22 protein-coding genes are annotated in these 22,625 nt (G+C 67.7%); 10 read left to right on the forward strand and 12 right to left on the reverse strand.

The window, feature by feature from the left end:
* Positions 1-27: 27 nt before the first annotated feature.
* Entirely contained in the window at positions 28-1,818 is a 1,791-nt protein-coding gene (locus AC1DYN_RS11630; protein WP_477959518.1) for an acyl-CoA dehydrogenase C-terminal domain-containing protein, read from the reverse strand.
* Positions 1,819-1,854: 36 nt separating this feature from the next.
* Entirely contained in the window at positions 1,855-2,547 is a 693-nt protein-coding gene (locus AC1DYN_RS11635) for a TetR/AcrR family transcriptional regulator (RefSeq protein ID WP_477959520.1), read from the reverse strand.
* A 270-nt stretch (positions 2,548-2,817) separates the two neighbouring features.
* Here AC1DYN_RS11635 and AC1DYN_RS11640 point away from each other — a divergent pair, with 270 nt between their 5' ends.
* Positions 2,818-3,375, forward strand: coding sequence for an HNH endonuclease (locus AC1DYN_RS11640; RefSeq protein ID WP_477959522.1), 558 nt, complete (start codon positions 2,818-2,820; stop codon positions 3,373-3,375).
* Between the two features lie 96 nt (positions 3,376-3,471).
* Positions 3,472-3,972: a glycine zipper 2TM domain-containing protein gene (locus AC1DYN_RS11645; RefSeq protein WP_477959524.1), complete on the forward strand. Its 501-nt coding sequence runs from the start codon at positions 3,472-3,474 to the stop codon at positions 3,970-3,972.
* Here the strand turns inward: AC1DYN_RS11645 and AC1DYN_RS11650 are convergent.
* Genes AC1DYN_RS11650 through tal form a run of 3 tightly spaced genes read right to left on the reverse strand, consistent with a single transcriptional unit; the run spans position 3,963 to position 7,145 of the window.
* The gene (locus AC1DYN_RS11650) at positions 3,963-4,589 is read right to left on the reverse strand and encodes an HAD-IA family hydrolase (protein ID WP_477959526.1); all 627 of its coding nucleotides are present in this window, start codon (positions 4,587-4,589) and stop codon (positions 3,963-3,965) included. The genes AC1DYN_RS11645 and AC1DYN_RS11650 overlap by 10 nt on opposite strands.
* Positions 4,590-4,599: 10 nt before the next feature.
* Positions 4,600-6,198 carry a glucose-6-phosphate isomerase gene (pgi, locus tag AC1DYN_RS11655; RefSeq protein WP_477959528.1) on the reverse strand — a complete coding sequence of 533 codons (1,599 nt, stop codon included), beginning with the start codon at positions 6,196-6,198 and terminating at the stop codon, positions 4,600-4,602.
* Positions 6,195-7,145 (reverse strand): transaldolase, encoded by a 951-nt coding sequence (gene tal, locus AC1DYN_RS11660; RefSeq protein WP_477959530.1) that lies wholly within the window; start codon positions 7,143-7,145, stop codon positions 6,195-6,197. The genes pgi and tal overlap by 4 nt, the downstream gene beginning before the upstream one ends.
* A gap of 231 nt (positions 7,146-7,376) precedes the next feature.
* Here tal and zwf point away from each other — a divergent pair, with 231 nt between their 5' ends.
* Positions 7,377-8,822 (forward strand): glucose-6-phosphate dehydrogenase, encoded by a 1,446-nt coding sequence (zwf, locus tag AC1DYN_RS11665; RefSeq protein ID WP_477959531.1) that lies wholly within the window; start codon positions 7,377-7,379, stop codon positions 8,820-8,822.
* Between the two features lie 20 nt (positions 8,823-8,842).
* On the forward strand, positions 8,843-9,712 hold the full coding sequence (locus AC1DYN_RS11670) for a MurR/RpiR family transcriptional regulator (protein WP_477959534.1): 870 nt from the start codon (positions 8,843-8,845) through the stop codon (positions 9,710-9,712).
* Positions 9,713-9,791: 79 nt separating this feature from the next.
* On the opposite strand, the gene AC1DYN_RS11675 is transcribed toward AC1DYN_RS11670, so the two are convergent.
* The 6 genes from AC1DYN_RS11675 to AC1DYN_RS11700 form a co-directional block, all read right to left on the reverse strand.
* Positions 9,792-10,070, reverse strand: a complete 279-nt coding sequence (locus AC1DYN_RS11675; protein ID WP_477959536.1) for an STAS domain-containing protein — start codon at positions 10,068-10,070, stop codon at positions 9,792-9,794.
* A 7-nt stretch (positions 10,071-10,077) separates the two neighbouring features.
* Positions 10,078-10,695, reverse strand: coding sequence for an MlaC/ttg2D family ABC transporter substrate-binding protein (locus tag AC1DYN_RS11680; protein WP_477959538.1), 618 nt, complete (start codon positions 10,693-10,695; stop codon positions 10,078-10,080).
* 151 nt (positions 10,696-10,846) lie between these two features.
* A complete protein-coding gene (locus tag AC1DYN_RS11685; protein ID WP_477959540.1) occupies positions 10,847-11,668 on the reverse strand; it encodes an MlaA family lipoprotein in 822 nt (273 codons plus the stop codon).
* Positions 11,665-12,168: an outer membrane lipid asymmetry maintenance protein MlaD gene (mlaD, locus tag AC1DYN_RS11690; protein WP_477959542.1), complete on the reverse strand. Its 504-nt coding sequence runs from the start codon at positions 12,166-12,168 to the stop codon at positions 11,665-11,667. The genes AC1DYN_RS11685 and mlaD overlap by 4 nt, the downstream gene beginning before the upstream one ends.
* A 14-nt stretch (positions 12,169-12,182) precedes the next feature.
* The gene (gene mlaE, locus AC1DYN_RS11695; RefSeq protein WP_477959544.1) at positions 12,183-12,965 is read right to left on the reverse strand and encodes a lipid asymmetry maintenance ABC transporter permease subunit MlaE; all 783 of its coding nucleotides are present in this window, start codon (positions 12,963-12,965) and stop codon (positions 12,183-12,185) included.
* Positions 12,962-13,795: an ABC transporter ATP-binding protein gene (locus tag AC1DYN_RS11700; RefSeq protein ID WP_477959546.1), complete on the reverse strand. Its 834-nt coding sequence runs from the start codon at positions 13,793-13,795 to the stop codon at positions 12,962-12,964. Before AC1DYN_RS11700 ends, mlaE begins: the two co-directional genes overlap by 4 nt.
* Positions 13,796-14,008: 213 nt before the next feature.
* On the opposite strand from AC1DYN_RS11700, the gene AC1DYN_RS11705 reads away from it, so the two are divergent.
* Genes AC1DYN_RS11705 through AC1DYN_RS11730 form a run of 6 tightly spaced genes read left to right on the forward strand, consistent with a single transcriptional unit; the run spans position 14,009 to position 21,035 of the window.
* Positions 14,009-14,581: a GspH/FimT family pseudopilin gene (locus AC1DYN_RS11705; RefSeq protein ID WP_477959548.1), complete on the forward strand. Its 573-nt coding sequence runs from the start codon at positions 14,009-14,011 to the stop codon at positions 14,579-14,581.
* 16 nt (positions 14,582-14,597) lie between these two features.
* Entirely contained in the window at positions 14,598-15,050 is a 453-nt protein-coding gene (gene pilV / locus AC1DYN_RS11710; protein WP_477959550.1) for a type IV pilus modification protein PilV, read from the forward strand.
* A gap of 11 nt (positions 15,051-15,061) precedes the next feature.
* Positions 15,062-16,231, forward strand: a complete 1,170-nt coding sequence (locus AC1DYN_RS11715; protein WP_477959552.1) for a PilW family protein — start codon at positions 15,062-15,064, stop codon at positions 16,229-16,231.
* Positions 16,228-16,692: a pilus assembly PilX family protein gene (locus AC1DYN_RS11720; RefSeq protein ID WP_477959554.1), complete on the forward strand. Its 465-nt coding sequence runs from the start codon at positions 16,228-16,230 to the stop codon at positions 16,690-16,692. The genes AC1DYN_RS11715 and AC1DYN_RS11720 overlap by 4 nt, the downstream gene beginning before the upstream one ends.
* Positions 16,693-16,725: 33 nt before the next feature.
* A complete protein-coding gene (locus AC1DYN_RS11725) occupies positions 16,726-20,547 on the forward strand; it encodes a pilus assembly protein (protein WP_477959556.1) in 3,822 nt (1,273 codons plus the stop codon).
* A gap of 53 nt (positions 20,548-20,600) precedes the next feature.
* Positions 20,601-21,035 carry a type IV pilin protein gene (locus AC1DYN_RS11730; protein WP_477959559.1) on the forward strand — a complete coding sequence of 145 codons (435 nt, stop codon included), beginning with the start codon at positions 20,601-20,603 and terminating at the stop codon, positions 21,033-21,035.
* 83 nt (positions 21,036-21,118) lie between these two features.
* On the opposite strand, the gene AC1DYN_RS11735 is transcribed toward AC1DYN_RS11730, so the two are convergent.
* Complete coding sequence (locus AC1DYN_RS11735; protein ID WP_477959561.1) at positions 21,119-22,597, reverse strand: glutamate synthase subunit beta; 1,479 nt, start codon at positions 22,595-22,597, stop codon at positions 21,119-21,121.
* Positions 22,598-22,625: the final 28 nt, after the last annotated feature.

Below are 22,625 nucleotides of genomic sequence, written 5' to 3' on the forward strand. Positions count from 1 at the left end.
CGTGATTCGTCGCGGAAACGGGCGGACTCAGAACAGCGCCTCGTCCATCTCCATCAGCGGCTTCAGGCCGCTGCGCGCGGTGCGGATCAGCGACGCGGTCTCGGGCAGCAGCTTGGCGAAGTAGAAGCGCGCCGTCGCGAGCTTGGCCTTGTAGAACGGATCGCCGCCATCCACCTTGGCGAGCGCGACCTTGGCCATGCGCGCCCAGAAGTACGCGAACACCAGGTGGCCCGCGACGCGCAGGTAGTCGACCGCGGCCGCGCCCACTTCGTCGGRGTTTCCGAAGGCCTTCATGCCCAGCTCGGTGGTCAGCTTGGTGACCTTGTCGCCCAGGTCGGCCAGCGGGTTGACGAACTCCTGCATCGCCTCGTTGGTGCCTTCGTCCTCGACGAACTCCTGCACCAGCTTGCCGAACTTCTTCAGCTTGGCGCCGTTGTCGCTCAGCACCTTGCGGCCCAGCAGGTCCAGCGACTGGATCGTGTTGGTGCCCTCGTAGATCATGTTGATGCGGGCATCGCGCACGTACTGCTCCATGCCCCATTCCTTGATGTAGCCGTGGCCGCCGAACACCTGCATGCAGTGCGAGGTGGCGATCCAGCCGTTGTCGGTGATGAAGGCCTTGATGATGGGCGTGATCAGCGCGACCAGGTCGGCGCTGTCCTTGCGAACGTCCTCGTCGTCCGAGGCCAGCTCCTTGTCGAGCTGCAGCGTGGTCCACATCGCGAGCGCGCGGCCGCCTTCGGCGTAGGCGCGCGCGGTCAGCAGCATCTTGCGCACGTCCGGGTGCACGATGATCGCGTCGGCCGGCTTGTCCGGGTTCTTCGGGCCCGACAGCGCGCGCATCTGGATGCGGTCCTTCGCGTAGGCGACGGCGTTCTGGTAGGCCACCTCGGTCAGGCCCAGCGACTGCATGCCGACGCCCAGGCGGGCCGCGTTCATCATCACGAACATCGCCGCCAGGCCCTTGTTCGGCTGGCCGACCAGCGTGCCCACCGCGCCTTCGAGCACCATCTGCGCTGTGGCATTGCCGTGGATGCCCATCTTGTGCTCCAGGCCGCCGCACCAGATGCCGTTGCGGCTGCCCAGCGAACCGTCGGCGTTGACGTTGTACTTGGGCACGGCGAACAGCGAGATGCCCTTCGAGCCGGCCGGCGCATCCGGCAGGCGCGCCAGCACCAGGTGGACGATGTTCTCGGCCAGGTCGTGCTCGCCGGCCGAGATGAAGATCTTGTTGCCGGTCAGCTTGTAGGTGTCGTCGCCTTGGGGTTCGGCCTTGGTGCGCAACAGCCCGAGGTCGGTGCCGCAGTGCGGCTCGGTCAGGCACATCGTGCCGGTCCACACGCCGCTGGTCAGCTTGGGCAGGTACAGCGCCTTCTGCGCGTCGGTGCCGTGCGCGTGGAGCGCCTCGTAGGCGCCGTGCGACAGGCCGGGATACATGGTCCAGGCCTGGTTGGCCGAGTTCAGCATCTCGTAGAAGCACTGGTTCACCACGTGCGGCAGGCCCTGGCCGCCGAAGGCCGGGTCGCAGCTCAGCGCCGGCCAGCCGCCCTCGACGTACTGCGCGTACGCTTCCTTGAAGCCCTTCGGCGCGCGGACCTCGTGCGTGCCCTTGTCGAGCGTGCAGCCCTCTTCGTCGCCGCCCTGGTTCAGCGGGAACACCACCTGCGACGCGAACTTGCCGCCTTCTTCGAGCACGGCGTTGATCGTGTCGAGATCGATGTCGGCATGTGCCGGCAGCGCCTTCAATTCATCGACCACGTTCAGCACTTCGCTCATCAGGAACTGCATGTCGCGCAGCGGCGGGGTGTACTGGGCCATCGGGGAAACTCCTTGGGGAAATTGAGAGAACAGGTTTCAGCGGCGCGCCGGGCGCGCCGCCTTGTCGGTGGGGGCGACCGCGTAGTAGCTGACGACGCGGTCGAAGCCGGTGCGGGCCCGGTCGAGCGCACCGGGGATGCGCAGGAAGCGTGCGTCGTGGTGCAGCGCCAGGATCAGGCCGTGGATCTCGAACAGCATCTGCAGCGGGTCGGTGTCGGGGCGCAGCTGGCCCTCGTCGATCGCGATGCGGATCGCCTTCTGCAGCGCGGTGTGCCAGGCCTGCACCATGGTCGCGAGCGCGTCGCGCACCGGGCCCGGCCGGTCGTCGAACTCGACCGCGCCGCTGATGTAGATGCAGCCCGAATCCAGCTCGATCGACACCCGCTTGACCCAGCGCTCGAACAGCGCCTGCAGCCGCGGCAGCCCGCGGGCCTCACGCACAGCAGGGAAAAACACTTCTTCCTCGAACTTCGCGTGATACTCGCGGATCACGGAGATCTGCAGTTCCTCGCGCGACCCGAAGTGCGCGAACACGCCGGACTTGCTCATCTGCGTGACCTCGGCCAGTGCGCCGATGGACAGGCCTTCCAGCCCCATCGACGAGGCCAGGCCGAGTGCGGCTTCGAGAATGGTCGCGCGCGTCTGCTGGCCCTTCTGCAGGGTCTTCGAGACGTCGCGGGCCGGGCGGGCGGTCACAGGGGTGTCGGTCGTGTCGGTCACGGGGCGCATCCACAAAATCGAACGGTCGTTCTATTTTGCAGGCTCCGTGCAGATCCCGCGCTGCAATTTCGAGCAAGCCCGGTGTTTTTCTAGGGTTTAGTGCCTAGAAAGCGACGACAGGGCGCGTGATCCGGGGGTTAACCCGAATCACGTGTTATCGCCGCAGCCGGTGATGGGCGTGTGACAGCGAGGCCTGTGGCGTCGGCGCACTGCAGTATTCGCGCCACCTATTGAGCGAACCGCGCTGATTGGATTACTCTCCGAGGAAGGAGATCATCCGTGGAAGTGCTCCAGCTCGATGTGTCCGGTCGACCCCAATCCTGGATTTCAGCCAAGGAGGCGGCCGTCATCTATGCCAGCGACGGCGTCGCATGGACGCTGGGCGACGCCTTCTACGTGCTGCGCGGCGGCATGCAGCGGCGCACCGGGCTGCAATCGCGCATCGAGGTGCACCCGATCATCGCGGTGCGCGGCGCGGTGCCGAGCCGGGCCTGGCGGCAGACGCCGGCGCTGTCCAACCCCAAGCTGTTCGCCCGCGACCGCCAGGTCTGCGCCTACTGCGGCGGGCGCTTCCATGCCGATGACCTGACGCGCGAGCACATCGTGCCGACCTCGCGCGGCGGCAACGACAGCTGGATGAACTGCATCACCGCCTGCCGCGCCTGCAACGGGCACAAGGGCAACCGGATGCCGGAAGAAGCGCACATGTCGCTGCTGTACCTGCCCTACGTGCCGAGCCTGCACGAGGACATGATCCTGCGCGGCCGGCGCATACTGGCAGACCAGATGGAGTTCCTGCTGGCCAGCGTGCCGCGGCACAGCCGCTTGCGGGCCTGAGCGCCGGTCCAGGGCTTCTGCTTTCTTTACATCGCCGCCGCGGAACTTGCCGCACGGCTGGCTCGTCCATGCAGACGAGCAACGAGGAGTGACCCCATGAACAAGCTTTTGATCGCCGTGGCCGTCGCAGCCGCCTTGAGCGCCTGCGCGACCAGCAGCCCCGACGTCGTGTCGCGCAATGAAGCGCAGCGGCTGTCGCAGATCCAGGATGCCACCGTGCTGTCGGTGCGGCCGGTCGTGATCGACGGTTCGCAGTCCGGCGCGGGCGCCGTCACCGGCGGTGTCGTCGGCGGCGTGGCCGGCGCCTCGGTCGGCGGACACCGCGAGGCGGTGGCCGTCGGCGTGCTGGCCGCGGTGGCCGGCGCGGTGGTCGGCAACGCGATCGAGCGTGCCGGCACGCGCGAGGAAGCGCTGGAGATCCTGGTGCAACTGCGCAACGGCGAACGCCGCTCCATCGTGCAGGCCAAGGGCACCGAGACGCTGGTGCCGGGCGAGCCGGTGATCCTCGTGTCGTCGAACGGCAAGACGCGCGTGATGCGGGCCCCGGTGGTCACCCAGCCGGCTCCGGTGCCGGCCACGCCGCCCGCTCAGGGCTGAGGCAGCAGGCCGCGCTGCGACAGCGCGGCCTGGCACGACGGCGCATCGCTGAACAGCTGTGCCTGCCAGCCGGCGGCGGCCGCCGCTTCGATGTTGACTGCCGTGTCGTCCAGCAACAGCAGCTCGCCGGGCTGCGCACCGAACGCGCGCTGCGCCAGGGCATAGATCGCTGCCTCGGGCTTGATCAGCGACACGTGCGACGAGAACACGCCGCTGCGAAAGCGCGCCAGGAACGGGTTCGCGCGCAGCAGGTGGGCCGCGATCGGCGCCGGCATGTTCGACAGGTAGTGCAACACGTGCCCGGCCTCGCTGAGGCGTTCGATCCAGGCCACCGTGTCGGGCAGCGGCCGCAGTTCGGCCGGCACCTCGGCGATGATGCGGCGCACCGAGGCCGCGTCGACGTCGGTCCGGGCCGCCAGCAGCGGCACCAGCTCGTCCTGTGTCACGCTGCCGCGGTCGAACGCCGCCCACAACCCGTCGCCATGCCCCTGGAAGAACACCGCGGCCAGCGCCCGCGCCGCCGTGTCGTCGAGGCCGCGCTGCGGCAGCATGCGCTGCAGCAGCTCGTGCGGTCTCCAGCGGAAGACGACGCCGCCGAAATCGAAGACCAGCCGCATCGCCGGCGGGTCAGCGGCGCAGGCGCGCCAGCAGCCCGGCCGTCGAGCCGTCCAGGCCGCTCGTGTCGCCCGAGGCCAGCTTCGGCAGCAGCTCGTTGCACAAGGCCTTGCCGAGCTCGACCCCCCACTGGTCGAAGCTGTTGATGCGCCACAGCGCACCGCTGACGAACACGCGGTGTTCGAACAGCGCGATCAGCGACCCGAGGCTGCGCGGCGTCAGTTCGTCGAGCACCAGCGTCGTGCTCGGGCGGTTGCCGGGGAAGGTGCGGTGCTTCGCGAGCGTCAACGCATCCAGCGTGGCCGACGCGGTGGGCGCCTTCTCCTGCATCGCCTGCTCGGTGGTCTTGCCGAGCATCAGCGCCTGCGATTGCGCCAGGCCGTTGGCCAGCAGCTTGGTGTGCAGGTCGCTCAGCGAATGCGTCGGCCGGCGCACCAGCAGGAACTCGACCGGGATCACGTCGGTGCCCTGGTGCAGCATCTGGAAGTAGGCGTGCTGGCCGTTGGTGCCCGGCTCGCCCCACACCACCGGGCTGGTGCCGAAGGGCAGCGGCTCGCCATCGATGTCGACGCGCTTGCCGTTGCTTTCCATCTCGAGCTGCTGCAGGTAGGCCGGCAGGCGCTTCAGGCCCTGGTGGTACGGCGCCATGCTGCGGCTGGTGAAGCGGTGGAAGTTGCGGTACCAGACGTCGACCAGGCCCTGCAGCACCGGCAGGTTGCGCTCGAGCGGCGCCTGCGCGAAGTGCTGGTCCATCGCATGCGCACCGGCCAGCAGCGAGCGGAAGTTGTCGGCGCCGATGGCCAGCGCGATCGGCAGGCCGATCGCCGACCACAGCGAGTAGCGCCCGCCCACCCAGTCCCAGAAGCCGAAGGTGGTGTGGATGCCGAACTCGGCCGCCGCCTTCACGTTGGTGGTGGTCGCGACGAAATGCTTGCCGATGTCTTCGCCGCCCTGTGCAAGGAACCAGGCCTTGGCCGCGTGCGCGTTGGCCATGGTCTCCTGGGTCGTGAAGGTCTTGCTGGCGACGATGAACAGCGTCTCCTCGGGCTTCACGCGGCGCAGCACCGGCGCGATGTCGTGGCCGTCGACGTTGGAGACGAAGTGGAACGCGATGCCCGGGTGCACGAAGCTGTCGAGCGCCGGCACGACCATCTGCGGGCCGAGGTCGGAGCCGCCGATGCCGATGTTCACCACGTGCCGGATGCCGCTGGCGGCGGTGTCGCGCACCGTCTCGGCATAGGCCAGCATCGCGTCGAGCACCGCATGCACCTCGCGCCCGAACGGCGACGCGCCTTCGGGCGCACGCAGCGCCACGTGCTGCACCGCGCGGCCCTCGGTCACGTTGACCGGGTCGCCGCGCAGCATCGCGTCGCGCTGCGGCTCGATGCCGCATTCGCGTGCCAGCGACAGCAGGAACTGCAGCGTCGCGGTGTCGATGCGGTTCTTCGACAGGTCGGCGAAGATCTCCGGCGCCTCGAAGCTCAGCGCGGCAAAGCGGCCGGCGTCGCGCGCGAACGCCTCGCGGATGTCGAAATCGCGGCCATGGGCCTCGAAATGCCCGGCCAGTGCAGCCCAGGCCGAGGTGCGGTCGCAGCGCGGGAAGGTGCTCATTTCATCCCTTCGATCAGCTTGTCGAGCTTGATGGCATCGGCGGCGAAGGTGCGGATGCCCTCGGCCAGCTTCTCGGTCGCCATCGCGTCGTCGTTGAGTGCGAAGCGGAAGCTCGGCTCGTTGAAGGTGGCGGCATGCACGTCGGCCGATTTCGCCTTCGCCGGATCGAGCAGGCGAGGGATCGGCGCCTCGCTGCCCTGCAACTGCGCGAGCAACTCGGGGCTGATCGTCAGCAGGTCGCAGCCGGCCAGCGCGATGATCTGGCCGACGTTACGGAAGCTCGCGCCCATCACCTCGGTGGCGACACCGAACTTCTTGAAGTAGTTGTAGATGTGCGCGACCGACTTGACGCCCGGGTCGTTGACGCCGGCGTTGGCCGCCTCGTCCCACTGGCTGCCGGCCGACTTCTTGTACCAGTCGTAGATGCGCCCGACGAAGGGCGAGATCAGCTTGACGCCGGCATCGCCGCAGGCCACCGCCTGACTGAACGAGAACAGCAGCGTCAGGTTGCAGTTGATGCCGTCGCGCTGCAGGATGCGCGCGGCCTGGATGCCCTCCCAGGTGGACGCCAGCTTGATCAGCACGCGTTCGCGGCCGATGCCGGCGGCCTCGTACAGCTCCATGATGCGGCGCGCCCGCGCCACGCTGGCGGCGGTGTCGAAGCTCAGCCGCGCATCGACCTCGGTCGACACCCGGCCCGGCACCACCTTCAGGATCTCCAGCCCGAAGCGCACCAGCACCTGGTCGACGATGCCCTCCAGCGGCAGGCTCTTGTGCTGCGCCACCGCCTCGGTGAGCAGCGGCGCGTAGTCGGCGTTCTGCACCGCCTTCAGGATCAGCGACGGATTGGTCGTCGCGTCCTTCGGGGCGAACTGCGCCAGTTGCTTGAAGTTGCCCGTGTCGGCGACAACGGTGGTGAACTGCTTGATCTGGTCGAGTTGATTCATGGCAAGACGCTGTTGAGCACAGGGAAGAAATTAGAACCCGGCAGACGCGCGGCATCCGCCTCGTACCATCGGTTTGTTTTCAGAAAGTAACCCGCGGTTCCATCGCCCGCATGATGCACCCTGGCGCCAGCCCTCGTGCAACCCGGGTTTCGTTGACGCTGCCCGGAAACTTGGGCATCATCCGCGTGAAACTAAATTACATCCCCAGGTCAAATTCCACAAGGTTCCGGCATGTCTTTCGATCTTGTTTTCTTCGGTGGCACGGGCGATCTGACATGGCGCAAGCTGATGCCGGCGCTGTTCCAGGCCTTCCGCCACGGCAAGCTGCCGAGCGGCGGCCGCATCCTGGCGGTGGCGCGCGACGAGCAGAGCGACGACAAGTACCGCGGCTGGCTGAAGGACCGCTTCCAGGAGGTCGAAGGCGCCAAGCGGCCGACCGATGAAGAGTTCGCCCGCTTCGCCGACATGCTGCACTACCGGCGCATGGACCTGTCCAAGCCTGAGCACTACGCCGGGCTGAAGCAGTGGCTCGAGGAGCGCAACGCGGACACCGCGGTGCTGTACCTGGCGACCAGCCCACACCTGTTTCCGCAGATCTGCGAGCAACTGGGCGTGGCCGGGCTCAACACGCCGCGCATCCGCGTCGTGCTGGAGAAGCCGCTCGGCCATGACCTGCAGAGCGCCCAGGAGATCAACCGTGTCGTGCGCTCGGTGTTCAGCGAGACGCAGGCCTTCCGCATCGACCACTACCTCGGCAAGCCCTCGGTGCAGAACCTGATGGCGCTGCGCTTCGGCAATGCGCTGTTCGAGCCGCTGTGGCGCCGCGAGAGCATCGCCAACATCCAGATCACGCTGGCCGAGGCCATCGGCGTCGGCACGCGCGGCGACTTCTACGACCGCACCGGCGCGTTGCGCGACATGGTGCAGAACCATGCGCTGCAGCTGCTGACGATGATCGCGATGGAACCGCCGTCGCGCAACGATGCGGATGCGATCCGCGACGAGAAGCTGAAGGTGCTGCGCTCGCTGAAGCCCTTCACCGAAGAGAGCGTCGGCCGCGACGTGGTGCGCGGCCAGTACCGTGCCGGCACGGCCGGCGGCCAGCCGGTGGTCGGCTACCTGCAGGAGGTGAAGGTGCCGGCGGGCAGCCAGTGCGAGACCTTCGTCGCGCTGCGCACCGAGGTGCAGAACTGGCGCTGGGCCGGCGTGCCCTTCTACCTGCGCACCGGCAAGCGGCTGGCGGCGCGCGATGCGCAGATCGTCGTCAATTTCCGGCCCACGCCGCACAGCATCTTCCCGGGCCACAACCAGCCGAACAAGCTGGTGATCAACCTGCAGCCGGAAGACGGGCTCGAGCTGCACCTGCTGGCCGCCAAGGGCACGGGGCAGCAGGAGCAGCTGGCCCCGGTGTCGCTCGACCTGGACTTCGACAAGGCGTTTGCCGAGAACCGCGTCGGTGCCTATGAGCGCCTGCTGCTCGACGCGATCGCCGGCCGGCTGAACCTGTTCGTGCGCAGCGACGAGCAGGAGCAGGCCTGGCGCTGGGTCGAGCCGGTGCTCGATGCCTGGAGCAAGGACAACACCGGCCCGCGGCCGTACGCCGCCGGCACCTGGGGCCCGGCTGCCGCGAGCGCGCTGGTCGCGCGCGACGGCTTCGCCTGGTCGGAAGAGCAGTAATTCGCACCGGGCCGCCTCCCATGCTGGACCGCATCCGTGCCTCGATCCCGGCCTTGCCGCCTGCTGAACAGCGCGTGGCCAAGCTGGTGCTGGCCGATGCGCGCAGCTTCGCGAGCCTGCCGGTCAGCGAGCTGGCCGACCGGGCGCATGTCAGCAAGCCGACGGTGGTGCGCTTCTGCCGCAGCGTCGGCTACGACGGGCTGGCCGACTTCAAGCGCAAGCTGGCCGGCAGCGTCAACGAGGGCGTGCCCTTCGTGCACCGCGCGGTCGACGAGGACGACAAGCCGGGCGACATCGTCGTCAAGGTGGTCGACAACGCGGTCAGTGCGCTGCTGAAGTACCGCAACGATGCCGCCGGCCTGGCCTTCGACCGCGCGATCTCGGCGCTGGCCGAGGCCGGGCGGGCCGGGCGCCGCATCGAGTTCTACGGGGTCGGCAATTCGGGCATCGTGGCGCAGGACGCGCAGCACAAGTTCTTCCGCCTGGGCGTCAATGCGCTGGCCATCAGCGATGGCCACGTACAGGTGATGAGCGCGACGATGCTGCAGCCGGGCGATTGCGTGGTGATCATCTCGAACTCGGGCCGCAGCCGCGACCTGATCGACGTGGCCGAGATCGCGCGCAAGAAGGGTGCGACGACGATCGTGATCACCGCCAGCGGTTCGCCGCTGGCGCAGATCGGCCAGACCGGCAGCAACCAGATCCTGCTGGCCGCCGACCACCCGGAAGACTACGACCGCTACAGCCCGATGGTGTCGCGGCTGCTGCACCTGATCGTGATCGACATCCTGACCACCGGCGTCGCGCTGCGCCTGGGCAGCGAGCTGCGCCCGATGCTGCAGGAGATCAAGCGCAACCTGCGGGCCAAGCGCTACGCTTCGGCCGAGTAGCGAAGGCGCGGGCGGGCCGGCGGGGTGCGCCTTCGCCGAACCAACGGCTTTGTGCGTGCATCCCGGATTGGCATCCGGGCTACTTGAGCAAAAGCGTGTCGACGCCGTACAGCCGCGCCAATTCGGCCAGCTTGGATGGTGCATGACGCACCGCGAAGCCCTTGCCGAAGGCCTGCGCCAGGCGCTGGCATTCGAGCAGCACCGCGAGCGCGGCCGAGTCGAACTGCGTCAGGCCCGAAGCGTCCACCGTGACGGTCGCCTCGGCCTGGGTCTTCGCTTCCTGCTGCAAGGCCTGCGACAGCATGCGCTGCGTGTCGCGGGCCTCACGCAGGGTGATGGTGGCAGGCAGCAGCAGCATGGGCGCCTCAGCTCTTGCCGGCCGCAGCCTTGTTGCGCTCGACCAGCTTGGCGATCAGGCCGTCGATGCCGCCAGCACCGATCTCCTGTGCAAAGCTGTTGCGGTAGTTCTCGACCAGCCACACGCCGAGCACGTTGACGTCGTAGATCTTCCAGCCGTCAGCGGCCTTCTCGAGGCGGTAGTCGAGCTGGATCGGATCGCCCTTGCCGCGGATCTCGGTGCGCACGATGACCTCCTTGTCCTCCGGCGACGAGCGCATCGGCTTGAGCTGCACGGTCTGGTCGCGCACCTGGGCGAGCGCGCCCGAATAGGTGCGCACCAGCAGCGTCTTGAACTCGTCCTGCAGCTTCTTCTGCTGCTCGGGCGTCGCCTGGCGCCAGTAGCGGCCAACCGCCGACGCGGTCATGCGCTGGAAATTCACGTGCGGCATCACCTTGGATTCGACCAGCGCCGAGACCTGCCTCACATCCCCGGCCTGGATCGACTTGTCGGCCTTGGCCGCCTCGAGCACCTCGCCGGAAACCTGCTTCACCAGCTGGTCCGGGGCCTGTTGCGCCATCGCGGCGGCACTGGCCACCACGAGCGTGGCGGCGGACATCCATGTGACAAAACGTTTGCTGAGCATCTGATTCTTCCTTTCTGGAGAGCGAAGCCGATTGGAGCAGGGATCGCTTCCGGAGTTCGCCCTGTTGTCTCTCGACACAGCCTCAACGGCCTGCGCTGTCTGTCGGTTGGCCGCCGCCGTGTTGCTGCATGTGAAGTTGGTTCGTGGGCGTTCAGGGCCTGGGCTGCGACGCCGCCGCTGCGGGCGCCGGCGGCTTGCCGGCATCGTCGGGCGCAGCCGGTGCCTCGTCCTGGTCGTAGCGCTCGTCCTTCGACTCGGGGATCTCGCCGTCGTAGACCAGGCTGCGCCGGCGCTGCAGGTAGGCATCGCGGATGAAGGTGTACTTGTCGAGCGCGATGTCGTCGAGCATGCCGCTCGCGCCCAGCAGCGCCGCGCGGTCGTTGACGAAGCCGAGCCCGGTCACCGCATAGCGCGCCGGGCTGTCGGCAATGAACAATGCCGGCGACACCGAGCGATCGACCGGCAGTGCGAACGAATCGCGCAGCGTCGACGGGCCGAAGAACGGCCACACCACGTACGGCCCGGATCCGATGCCCCAGCGGCCGAACGTCTGGCCCAGGTCCTCGTTGTGGCGGTCCAGGCCCATCTCGGTGGCGACGTCGAAGAAGCCGCCCAACCCGAAGATGGTGTTGGTGGTCACGCGCATCACGTCCTGCATGCCGGAGTCGACCTTGCCCTGCAGCATGTTGTTGAACGCCGACCACAGGTCGGACACGTTGCCGAAGATGTTGCCGATGCCGCGGCGCGTGGGCTGAGGCACGGTGTCGCGGTACGCGGTGGCCACCGGCTTCAGCACCGCGGTGTCCAGCGCGTCGTTGAAGTTGTAGACCTTGCGGTTCCAGCTCTCCCATGGATCGACCCGCTGCACCGGCTTGCCGTCGGGGCCGGGGGCCATCGTCGAGCAACCGGTCATGGCCGCCAGCCACGCCACGGCCAGCGCCGCGAAGGCGGTGCGCAAGCCGTGCAGCTTCACTTCTTCGCTCCGCTGGCGGGGGCCGCGGCGGCCGCGGGCGAGCCCGAATCCGCCGCCTTGCTGTAGAGGAACTGGCTGATCAGGTTCTCGAGCACCACCGCCGACTGCGTCTGCGAGATGACGTCGCCGGCCGCCAGGTTCTTCTCGTCGGCACCGGCCTCCAGGCCGATGTACTGCTCGCCGAGCAGGCCGGAGGTGAGGATCTTGGCCGAGCTGTCCTTCGGGAAGGCGAACTTCTTCTCGAGCTGCAGCGTCACGCGGGCCTGGTAGCTCTTGTCGTCGAAACCGATCGACTCGACGCGGCCCACCACCACGCCGGCGCTCTTGACGGCCGCGCGCGGCTTGAGCCCGCCGATGTTGTCGAACTTGGTGATCACCGGGTAGGTTTCGTCGAAGTTCAGGCTCAGCAGGTTGCCGGCCTTCAGCGCGAGAAACAAGACCGCCGCCGCGCCGATCAGCACGAACAGCCCCACCCACACGTCATGACGAGATTTTTGCATCGTCGCCTCTTTCCTCAGATCGAAAACATCATCGCCGTGAGCACGAAGTCGAGCCCCAGCGTTGCAAGAGAAGCCATCACGACGGTGCGCGTGGTGGCGGCGGAGACGCCTTCGGGCGTCGGCTTGCAGTTGTAGCCCTGCAGCAGCGCGATGAAGGTGACGGTGAAACCGAACACGAGGCTCTTGATGACGCCGTTGCCGACGTCGGCCCACACGTCGACGCCGCCCTGCATCTGCGACCAGAACGAGCCGGCGTCGATGCCGATCAGCGGCACCGCCACCAGCCATCCGCCGACGATGCCGACCGCGCTGAAGACCGCCGCCAGCAGCGGCATCGCGATCACGCCGCCCCAGAAGCGCGGTGCCAGCACGCGCCTGACCGGATCGACCGCCATCATTTCCATCGCCGACAGCTGCTCGCCCGCCTTCATCAGGCCGATCTCGGCGGTGAGCGAGGTGCCCGCGCGGCCGGCGAAGAGCAGCGCCGTCACCACCGGCCCCAGCTCGCGCACCAGCGACAGCGCCACCAGCAGCCCCACCGCCTCGGCCGAGCCGTAGCGCTGCAGCGTGTAGTAGCCCTGCAGCGCCAGCACGAAACCGACGAACAGCCCCGACACCGTGATGATGGACAGCGAGTGGTTGCCGAGGAAGAACACCTGGTCGCTGACCAGGCGCGGCCTGCCGAAGCTCGCGCTGCCGAGGCGGAACAGGCGGAAGAACAGGCGCGCCGCATCGCCGATGTCGGCCAGCTTGCTGCGCACCGAGAAGCCGACGTCGGCCGGGTTGTACCAGCTCATCGTGCCGCTCCCGCGCTGAAGTCTTCTTCCACCGACACCGCCGGGTAGTGGAAGCGCACCGGGCCGTCGGCCTGCGCGTTGACGAACTGCTTGACCAGCGGGTCGTCGCTGGCCCGCATCTCGGCCGGCGTGCCCTGCGCGGCGATCTTGCCGTTGGCGATGAAGACCACGTGGTCGGCGATCAGGAAGGTCTCGTCGACGTCGTGCGAGACGACGATGCTGGTGACGCCGAGCGCGTGGTTCAGGTCCTTGATGAGCGTCGCGGCGACGCTCATCGAGATCGGGTCCAGGCCGGCGAAGGGTTCGTCGTACATGATCAGGTCGGGATCCAGCGCGATCGCCCGGGCCAGCGCGACGCGGCGCGCCATGCCGCCCGACACCTGCGACGGCAGCAGCTCGCGCGCACCGCGCAACCCGACCGCGTTGAGCTTCATCAGCACCAGGTCGCGGATCATCGCCTCGCCGAGGTTGGTGTGCTCGCGCAGCGGGAACGCGACGTTGTCGAACACCGACAGGTCGGTGAACAGCGCGCCGAACTGGAACAGCATGCCCATGCGGCGCCGCGCGGCGTACAGGCCGGCCTCGTCGAGCGTCGCCATGTCGACGCCGTCGAACAGCACCTGGCCCTTCATCGGCTGCAGCTGGCGGCCGATCAGCCGCAGCACCGTGGTCTTGCCGCCGCCCGAGGTGCCCATCAGCGCGAGCACCTTGCCGCGCGGCACGCTGAGGTTGACGTTCTCGAGGATGACCCGGTCGCCGTAGCCGCACGTCACGTCGCGCAACTCGATGAACACAGGCGCGGCGGGCGCCGCGGAGGGGGGGGTCGACATGGATCGGAACCGGCGGCCCGTTGGGGCGACGTCTGATGCGGAGCCCGAATGATAGGGGAAAGCCCGCAGCCCGCGCTTGCCGTCCGTCGCAGGGTTTCACGGACAGGCGGCGACTTCGGGCCGACATCCGGTGCCCTTCTCGCAGGGGGCAACACGGATAATTTGCGCAGAGGACGACCCATGGCCACCACACACTCCAACACAAATTACCGCATGCGATACCCCCAGCGTGACCTCGGTGTGACGTTGATCGAGTTGCTGGTCACGCTGGTTGTCATGGCCATCATGGTCACGATCGCCGCGCCGTCGTTCAGCAGGCTGATCGCGTCGAACCGGCTGACCAGCCAGACCAACGAATTCATCCTCGCGCTGAACCTGGCCCGATCCGAGGCCACGCGCCGCGGGCAGCCGGTGACGCTGCTGGCCACCGCCACCGCCAGTCCGGTGTTCCAGTCCGGCTGGCAGATCTTCACCGACGCGGATGGCGACGGCGCCAAGGGATCGACCGCTGCGGACGGCAACGTGATCCGCGAAAGCGCGGCGGTGACCGGCCAGACCACGATCACGCGCGTGACGCTGAGCGGCTCGACGTACACCACGGCCACCGCCTCCGCCGTTCCCGACCGGTTGTACCTGACGTTCAATGCCCTCGGCGGAAAGTATTCCGGTGCCATCGCCTACTTCAAGGTCTGCGATGCGTCGATCCCGTCGCTGCCGGGCCGCGTCATCCAGGTGTCGATGGTCGGGCGGGCCGCCCTCTATGCCAACAACGTTTCTTGCCCGTGACAAGGACTGGACTGACATGCAGCTGAATCGCAGCCCCCGCAAACGGCGCCAATCGGGCGTCAGCATGATCGAACTGCTGGTCGCGTTCGTGATCTTCTCGTTCGGCATGCTGGGCCTGGCCGGCCTGCAGAGCAGGACGCTCTCGTACAACCAGAGCTCGCTGTTCCGCTCGCAGGCGACGGCGCTGGCGGACGACATCCTCGACCGCATGCGCGTCGACCGCGACAACGCGCTCGCCCTGCGCTGGAACACCGAACTGGCCAGCACGTCGTCGTCGATCACGCCGCTGACCTTCATCTACCAGACGGACCTGAAGGACTGGAAGGAGCAGATCGAGGCCCTGCTGCCGGACGGCAAGGGCCGGATCAGCGTGGCCAACGACCGGTCGGTGACGATCGAGATCGAGTGGCTCGACAACCGCAATGCGGATTCGCCGCGCCAGAGTTTCACCACCGTGAGCCGGCTTTGAAAGGGTTCCCCATGACATTGCAGACTTCCGCGCCGTCGCGGCTGCGCCAGACCGGCTTCTCGCTGGTCGAGATGATGGTGGCCCTCACGCTGGGCCTCGTGCTCACCGGCGTGATGACCTCCATCTACCTGACGAGCAAGAACGCCGTGCGCCGCGTCGACCAACTGAGCACGCTGCAGCAGAACGTGCGCCTGGCCTTCCAGTTCCTGTCGTCGGACGCGCGCATGGTGGGCTACCAGGGCTGCTTCACGAACCGCACGACCGGCTTCACGAACTCGTTGGCCGTCGGCCTGGGCACCAACTTCGCCGTCGGCATCGAGGGCTACAAGTACGCCATCACCGGCTCGGCGCTGACGCTGAGCAGCAGCAACCCGGCCGATATCACCACGGCGGCCTCGTGGGAGAACAACACCACGGGCACCAGCAACACCATTCCCATCACGTCGATCTCCAGCGTCGGCCTGACGCCCGGCAGCGACGTGCTCGTGATCCGGACCATCTCCGGCCCGCCGATCCGCCTGACGGCGGCGGCCGTGGGCTCGGCCACGACGCTGAGCATCGAGAACAACGGCACGGCGGGCAAGTGCCGCGACGGCACGACCGACAAGGTGTCGGGCCTGTGCGCCCGAAGCTATGCGCTGATCGCCAACTGCTCGGCGGCCCAGGCATTCCAGGTGTCGGCCGCCGGCACCACCCTCGGGGTCAGCGGTGGCCTGAGCGCCAGCAACGTCTATCCGCAGGCCTCGTCCGAGGTGTTTCCGCTGCAGACCGTCGTCTACTACGTCAAGCGCTCGGTCAGCGGCAACACCACGTCGCTCTACCGGCGCACCTTCGACGGCGATTCGACAGGCACGGATGCAGGGGTCGAACAGGAGCTGATCGAAGGCGTCGAGAACCTCCAGGTGCGCTTCGGCCTCGACACCACCGCCGAACCCGACGGCGTCATCGATGGCAACTACGTGGCCGCCAGTGCGGTCGGCGACTGGTCGCGCGTGATCGCGGTGCGCATGAGCCTGCTGACGCACGGCCCAGCCGCTGCGGAAGCCGACGTCACGCTGCCGACCACCGGCAAGGTGTCCGACGTGACCGTCACCTACCCGACCACCGGGACCCGCTTCGACCGCCGCGTGTTCAGCACCACGGTCGCCGTCCGCAACAAGATCACATACGCGTCGCCATGAAACTCAAGCACGTGAAGGCCGCCCGTCCCCAGCAGGGCGCGATCCTGATCATCATGATGGTGATGCTGGTCCTGATCACGCTGATCACGGTGTCGAGCCTGCGCTCGACGGCGATGGACGAGCGCATGGCCGGCAATGCGCGCGACCGCAACAAGGCCCTGCAGGCCGCCGAAGCGGCGGTTCGCGCCTGCCTGCTGCAGGTGACCTCATCGCCCGCCACCTACCCCACTGCCAAGATCCTGACGCCGACCGCGCCGCCGACGGCGGCCAACTGGGACACCGAAGCGACGTGGACGGCCAACGGCGTCGACGTGACGATGACCGGTGCCGGCCTGGCGTCCAACCCACGCTGCCTGGTCGAGAACATCGGCGGAGGCACCAGCTTCAGGGTCACCGCACGCGCGGTCGGCGGCTCGGACCTCAGCGTCGTGATGCTGCAAGCCACCTATTCGACGGACTGAGCGCAAGCCCGGTCGCCCCAACGGAGAACGATGATGAAAACCCCCTCCCGCCACTGGATGCAGCCGAAGCGCGTCGTCGCCGCGGTGATCCTGGAAGTGCTGCTGGCACACGCCGTGTTCCCCGCCTATGCCACGGTGTCGCAGAACCCCGGCATCTACGTCGCGCCGCCCTTGCCCAACGTGATGTACACGCTGGACGATTCGGGCTCGATGACCTCGGATGCCATCCCGGACTTCGTCCGCTGCACCGCCGGCATGCCGAACAGCTCGTCGCTGACCGACAGCAGCAACTGCGGCACCCGCAACGAGGCCGGCAACGGATCCCAACTGCCTTCCATGTGGAAGAACGGTTCGGGCTACCTGTCCACCACCTACTACCGCAGCGACAATGCCATCGCGCGCTACATGCGCTCGTCGTCCGGCAACCCGCTCTACTACAACCCGAAGGTCGCCTACCTGCCCTGGCCCGACGCATCCGACGACACCAAGCGGATGACGAAGGCCAACGTCAAGGCGGTGAACATCGACTCCCTCGATCCGACCCAGACCGGCCGCCAGCTCGACCTCACCGTGCAGCAGGGCAACGTCGGATCGACCAGCCAGAACGACAGCTATTGGCTCGCGACCTACTACGTCTACACCGACGACGCAGCCAATCCGCTGCCTGCGGCCAACCCGAACACGACCCTCAACATGGAGTCGAAGTTCGTCAAGTACGAAGTGAAGCCCGGCGTCACTGCGTACCCGCGCGATGCCGCGCGAACCGATTGCAGCGGTGCCGTCGGTGCGACGGGTTGCACCTATGCCGAAGAGCTGCAGAACTTCGCCAACTGGCTGCAGTACTACCGCAGCCGCATGCTGATGGCCAAGGGCGGCGTGTCGGCAGCGTTCGCGCTGCAGGGCACGAACCTGCGCGTCGGCTTCACGACCATCAACAGGAACAGCTCGAACCCGCGCCGGGCAGTCGCCCAGTTCAGCGGCACCAACCGCAGCGGGTTCTACGGCGAGCTGTACAAGATCGGCAACAACGGCAGCACGCCGTTGCGCGAGGCGATGGACAACGTTGGCAAGTATTTCGAGGGCACGGCAACCACGAGCCCGTGGGCCGAGGACACTGCCACGCTGGCGGGAAGCGCGGACTCATGCCGCCGCTCCTTCCACATCATGAGCACCGACGGCTTCTGGAACGGCGACGACGCCAGTTCCCCCGCCAACAACAACAACGACAACTTCACCGGGTCGACACCGGTGCCGTACGGCGGAACGGTCGGCTACACCTACACCGACACCGGCACCGCGGGAACGCTGGCGGGCCGCTTCTCGGTCAGCCCGTTCAACGACAACAACGCGGCCAACACCAACACGCTCGCCGACGTCGCCGCCTACTATTGGAAGACCGACCTGCAAACCGGCGTCGACAACCGGATCTCGGCCTCGACGCGAGACCCGGCGTTCTGGCAGCACCTGACCACCTTCACGGTCGGCCTGGGCATCACCGGCACCGGCAAGGTCCGTCCGAAGACGGCCGCGACCGAGACCAATGCGCTCGGGCAGTACATCGTGCCGCTGACCACCTCCTCGGCGTCGGCCTACTACCCGTACCGTGGCCAGACCTGGCTGTCGTCGCAGGGCCTGCGCGACCTGCTGGTCAAGGACAAGGTGGAGATGATCTGGACGCAAGCGACCGCCGATTCCGCCGCAACCGGTGACGACCTGATCCACGCATCGATCAACGGCCACGGGCGCTACTTCTCGGCCACCAACCCGACCGAGTTGTCGACCGGCATCGCTTCGGCGCTGAGCGAGGCCGTCAACCAGCCGCAGGCCACCGCCAACCTCGAAACCAGCACCGGCTCGGCGGCCGCGGGCACCCAGGTGTTCCAGGCGATCTACAACCCCTATGGCTGGTCGGGCCGCGTGTACTCGTTCTCGCTGGCCGCCGACGGCACGGTGAACACCGACCCGACAAAGGCGAACTGGGAGGTGTCCAAGGCCATGCCGACCCCGGCCAACCGCAACATCTTCACCTGGAATCCGCTCGCGGTGCCGAAGACGGCCGCGCCGTTCACCTGGGCCGGGCTCAACGGCACCCAGCGCAGCGCGCTGAACAACGACCAGACCCTGCTGGACTGGCTGCGCGGCAGCGATGCCAAGGAGGCGCAGAACGGCGGCTCGCTGCGCGACCGCGTGCGCGACACCGCCACGGCAGGCGTGCTGGGCGACATCGTCGGCGGCAGCCCGATCAAGGGCCCCGACGACGGTGGCGGCTACCAGCGCATGAAGGCCGGCACGCCGGGCCAGGACAGCTACGCGGCGTTCCGCTCGACCTCGTCGACGGCGCTGGACAACATGCGCGCGACGCTGTTCTTCGGTGCCAATGACGGCATGCTGCACGCTGTCAGTACAGCCGACGGCGCCGAACGCTTCGCCTTCGTCCCCAACTCCGTCTTCACCGTGCCCCGCACGCTGTACTCGGGCACCGTGCAGACGGTGCAGAAGTTGAAGGCCCTGACCGACCCGTCCTACACCCACTTGTTCACCGTCAACGGCCCGCCGCAGCTGGCAGACGCCTACTTCTCGACGGCCTGGAAAACGGTGCTGGTGGGCTCCACCGGCGCCGGCGCGCGCTCGGTGTTCGGGGTGGACGTCACCAACCCGGCCGTCGGTACCGGCGGCTTCGGTGCCAGCAACGTCCTGTGGGAGTTCTCCGGCGACGACAGCACCAACACGAGCGCCGGCTACATGGGCAGCGTGATCGCCTATCCGCACGTGGCGCAGATGCGCGACGGCACCTGGGTCGCGATGTTCGGCAACGGCTACGACAGCACCAACGGGCAGGCCACGCTGTTCCTGCTGAACCTGCAGACCGGCGCGATCGTGTGGCAGCAGCCGGTCGGCACCGCCAACACCGGCAACGGCCTCAGCCAGCCGAACTTCGTGCTGAACGCGAACCGCGAAGTCACGGCGATCTACGCCGGCGACCTGAAGGGCAACCTGTGGAAGTTCGACGTGGACGACGCAGTCCGCACCAACTGGAAGGTGGCGTTCAGCGGCCAGCCGCTGTTCGCGGGCAGCGCCAACCAACCGATCACGGTGATGCCGGAGATCAGCTTCCACACGAGCGCCGGCGGCCAACTGATCACGTTCGGCACCGGCAAGCTCTACGAGACGGAAGACACGGCCACCAGCGTGGCGACGAACGTGAACCTGAACACCCAGGCCATCTACGGCATCTGGGACAAGCCGGGGGCGACCGCCGGCATCAGCGGCAACTCGACGCTGGTGGCGCAGACCGTGGCAGCGACCAGCTTCACCGGATTCCAGGGCACCAGCTCGAACACGGTCGACTGGGCCACCAAGCGCGGCTGGTACATCAACCTGACGGCGGCAACCGGTGAACGCGTCAACGTGAATCCGCAACAGCAGGGCCGCGTGCTGTTCGTGGTGGCGAACACGCCGTCGACCCAGCCTTGCAGCGCCGGTGGTACGGCGCGCATCTTCACGCTGGACCCGATCACCGGCCAGGCACCCACCTTCAGCGTGTTCGATGCCAACCGCGACAGCTCGATCAACAGCTCGGATGCCGGCGCCAACGTGCGCCAGGTCGCCGGCGGCATCCTGTCGCTGCCGAAGATCCTTGGCAAGCAGGGCAGCACCGGCGTCACGCTCGAAGCTGCCACCAGCCGGGGCCAGACGGGCGCCAACCTGGGCGGTGTCGAGGCCAACAAGACGGTGCCTTGCACCGGCGGCGGCACCGGCACGCTCGTGGCCGGCGTGTCGGACACGAGCACGACCAGCGAGAGCGTCAAGACCTGCGACGGGAAGGCCCGCGTGACCTGGCGCCAGATCCGATGAGCCACCCCATCGACCGAACCGAGACTTCAGGGACTTCCATGATGCACCCCACGATGCACCGCTATCGAACCAGCGCCGCCGGCTTCACCTTGATGGAGCTGATGATCACGGTGGCGATCGTCGGCATCCTTGCCGCCATCGCCTACCCGGCCTACACCGAACAGATCGCCCGCAGCCGGCGGGCCGACGCCAAGGCGGCCCTGATGGACGCGGCGCAGTGGATGGAACGGCAGTACACGGTCAGCAGCAGCTATGCGGCCGTCACCGACTCGTCCCTGCCGGCGCTGAAGTCGCCTCTGTCGAACTACTACACGTTGTCGCTCGGCACGGCTGCCGCCGCCTCGGCACCGTCGGCCTCGGCCTACTGGCTGCGCGTGGTGCCCCGCGGCGCAATGGCGAACGACCGGTGCGGCAACATGTCGCTCGACAGCAAGGGCGTGGCAACCGTGTCCGGCACGCCGGGCCTGGACGGCTGCTGGAACCGGTAGTCGACAGCCAGAAGAAAGCATGAAGGGCGGCAGCGTTTCGGCGCTGCCGCCCTTTTTTGCCTTCGGGCCACGGCCGCCGCGGATCAGCGCGGCAGGTCGCTCGCGCCCATCAGGAATTCGTCCACCGCCCGCGCAGCCTGGCGCCCTTCACGGATGGCCCAGACCACCAGCGACTGCCCACGCCGCACGTCGCCGGCGGCGAACACCTTGTCGACGTTGGTCGCGTAACCACCTGTGAACTCGGTGCTGGCGCGCGCGTTGCCGCGCGCATCCTTGTCGACGCCGAACGCATCGAGCACGCTGGCCACCGGGCTGACGAAGCCCATCGCCAGCAGCACCAGGTCGGCCGGCAGCGTCTGCTCGCTGCCCGCCACCTCGGTCATCTTGCCGCCCTGCCACTCGACGCGCACCGCCTTCAGCGCCTTCAGCTTGCCCTTGTCCTTGCCCTCGCCGCCGATGAACTCCTTGGTGGCGATCGCGAACTCGCGCTCGCAGCCTTCTTCGTGGCTGGAGCTGGTGCGCAGCTTGATCGGCCAGTAGGGCCAGACCAGCGGCTTGTTCTCTTCGACCGGCGGCATCGGCATCAGCTCGAACTGCGTGACGCTCTTCGCGCCGTGGCGGTTGCTAGTGCCCACGCAATCGCTGCCGGTGTCGCCGCCGCCGATCACGATCACGTGCTTGCCATCGGCGCGCAACTGGCTCTTCAGCTTGTCGCCGGCGTTGATCTTGTTCTGCTGCGGCAGGAACTCCATTGCGAAGTGCACGCCGTCCAGGTCGCGCCCCGGCACCGGCAGGTCGCGCGACTGTTCGGCGCCACCGGCCAGCACGACGGCGTCGAACTGCGCCTTCAGCTCGTCGGGCGTGATGCTTTCCTTGGCCCAGTTGGTGACCTTGCTGCCTTCGGGCAGCTTGCCGACGATCACGCCGGTGCGGAACTGCACACCCTCGGCCTGCATCTGCTCGACGCGGCGATCGATGTGCGACTTCTCCATCTTGAAGTCGGGGATGCCGTAGCGCAGCAGGCCGCCGATGCGGTCGTTCTTCTCGAACACCGTCACGTCGTGGCCGGCACGCGCCAGCTGCTGCGCGGCCGCCAGGCCCGCCGGCCCGGAGCCGACCACCGCCACCTTCTTGCCAGTCTTCGCCTTCGGCACGCGCGGCTGCACCCAGCCCTCGGCCCAGGCGCGGTCGATGATCGCGTGCTCGATGCTCTTGATGCCGACCGCGTCGTCGTTGACGTTCAGCGTGCAGGCCGCCTCGCAGGGCGCGGGGCAGATGCGGCCGGTGAACTCGGGGAAGTTGTTCGTCGAGTGCAGCACCTCGATGGCATTGCGCCAGTCGTTGCGGTACACCAGGTCGTTGAAGTCCGGGATGATGTTGTTGACCGGGCAGCCGCTGTTGCAGAACGGCGTGCCGCAGTCCATGCAGCGCGCGCTCTGGATCTTCGCATCATCGGTCTTCAGGCCGATCACGAACTCGTTGTAGTTCTTCAGGCGCGCCTGCACGGGCGCGTAGCCCTCTTCCAGGCGCTCGTACTCCATGAAGCCGGTGACTTTTCCCATGATCTCTTGCTACTCCGGACGGTTGGGC

This window comes from Rhizobacter sp. P2_D12 (genome assembly GCF_056404395.1).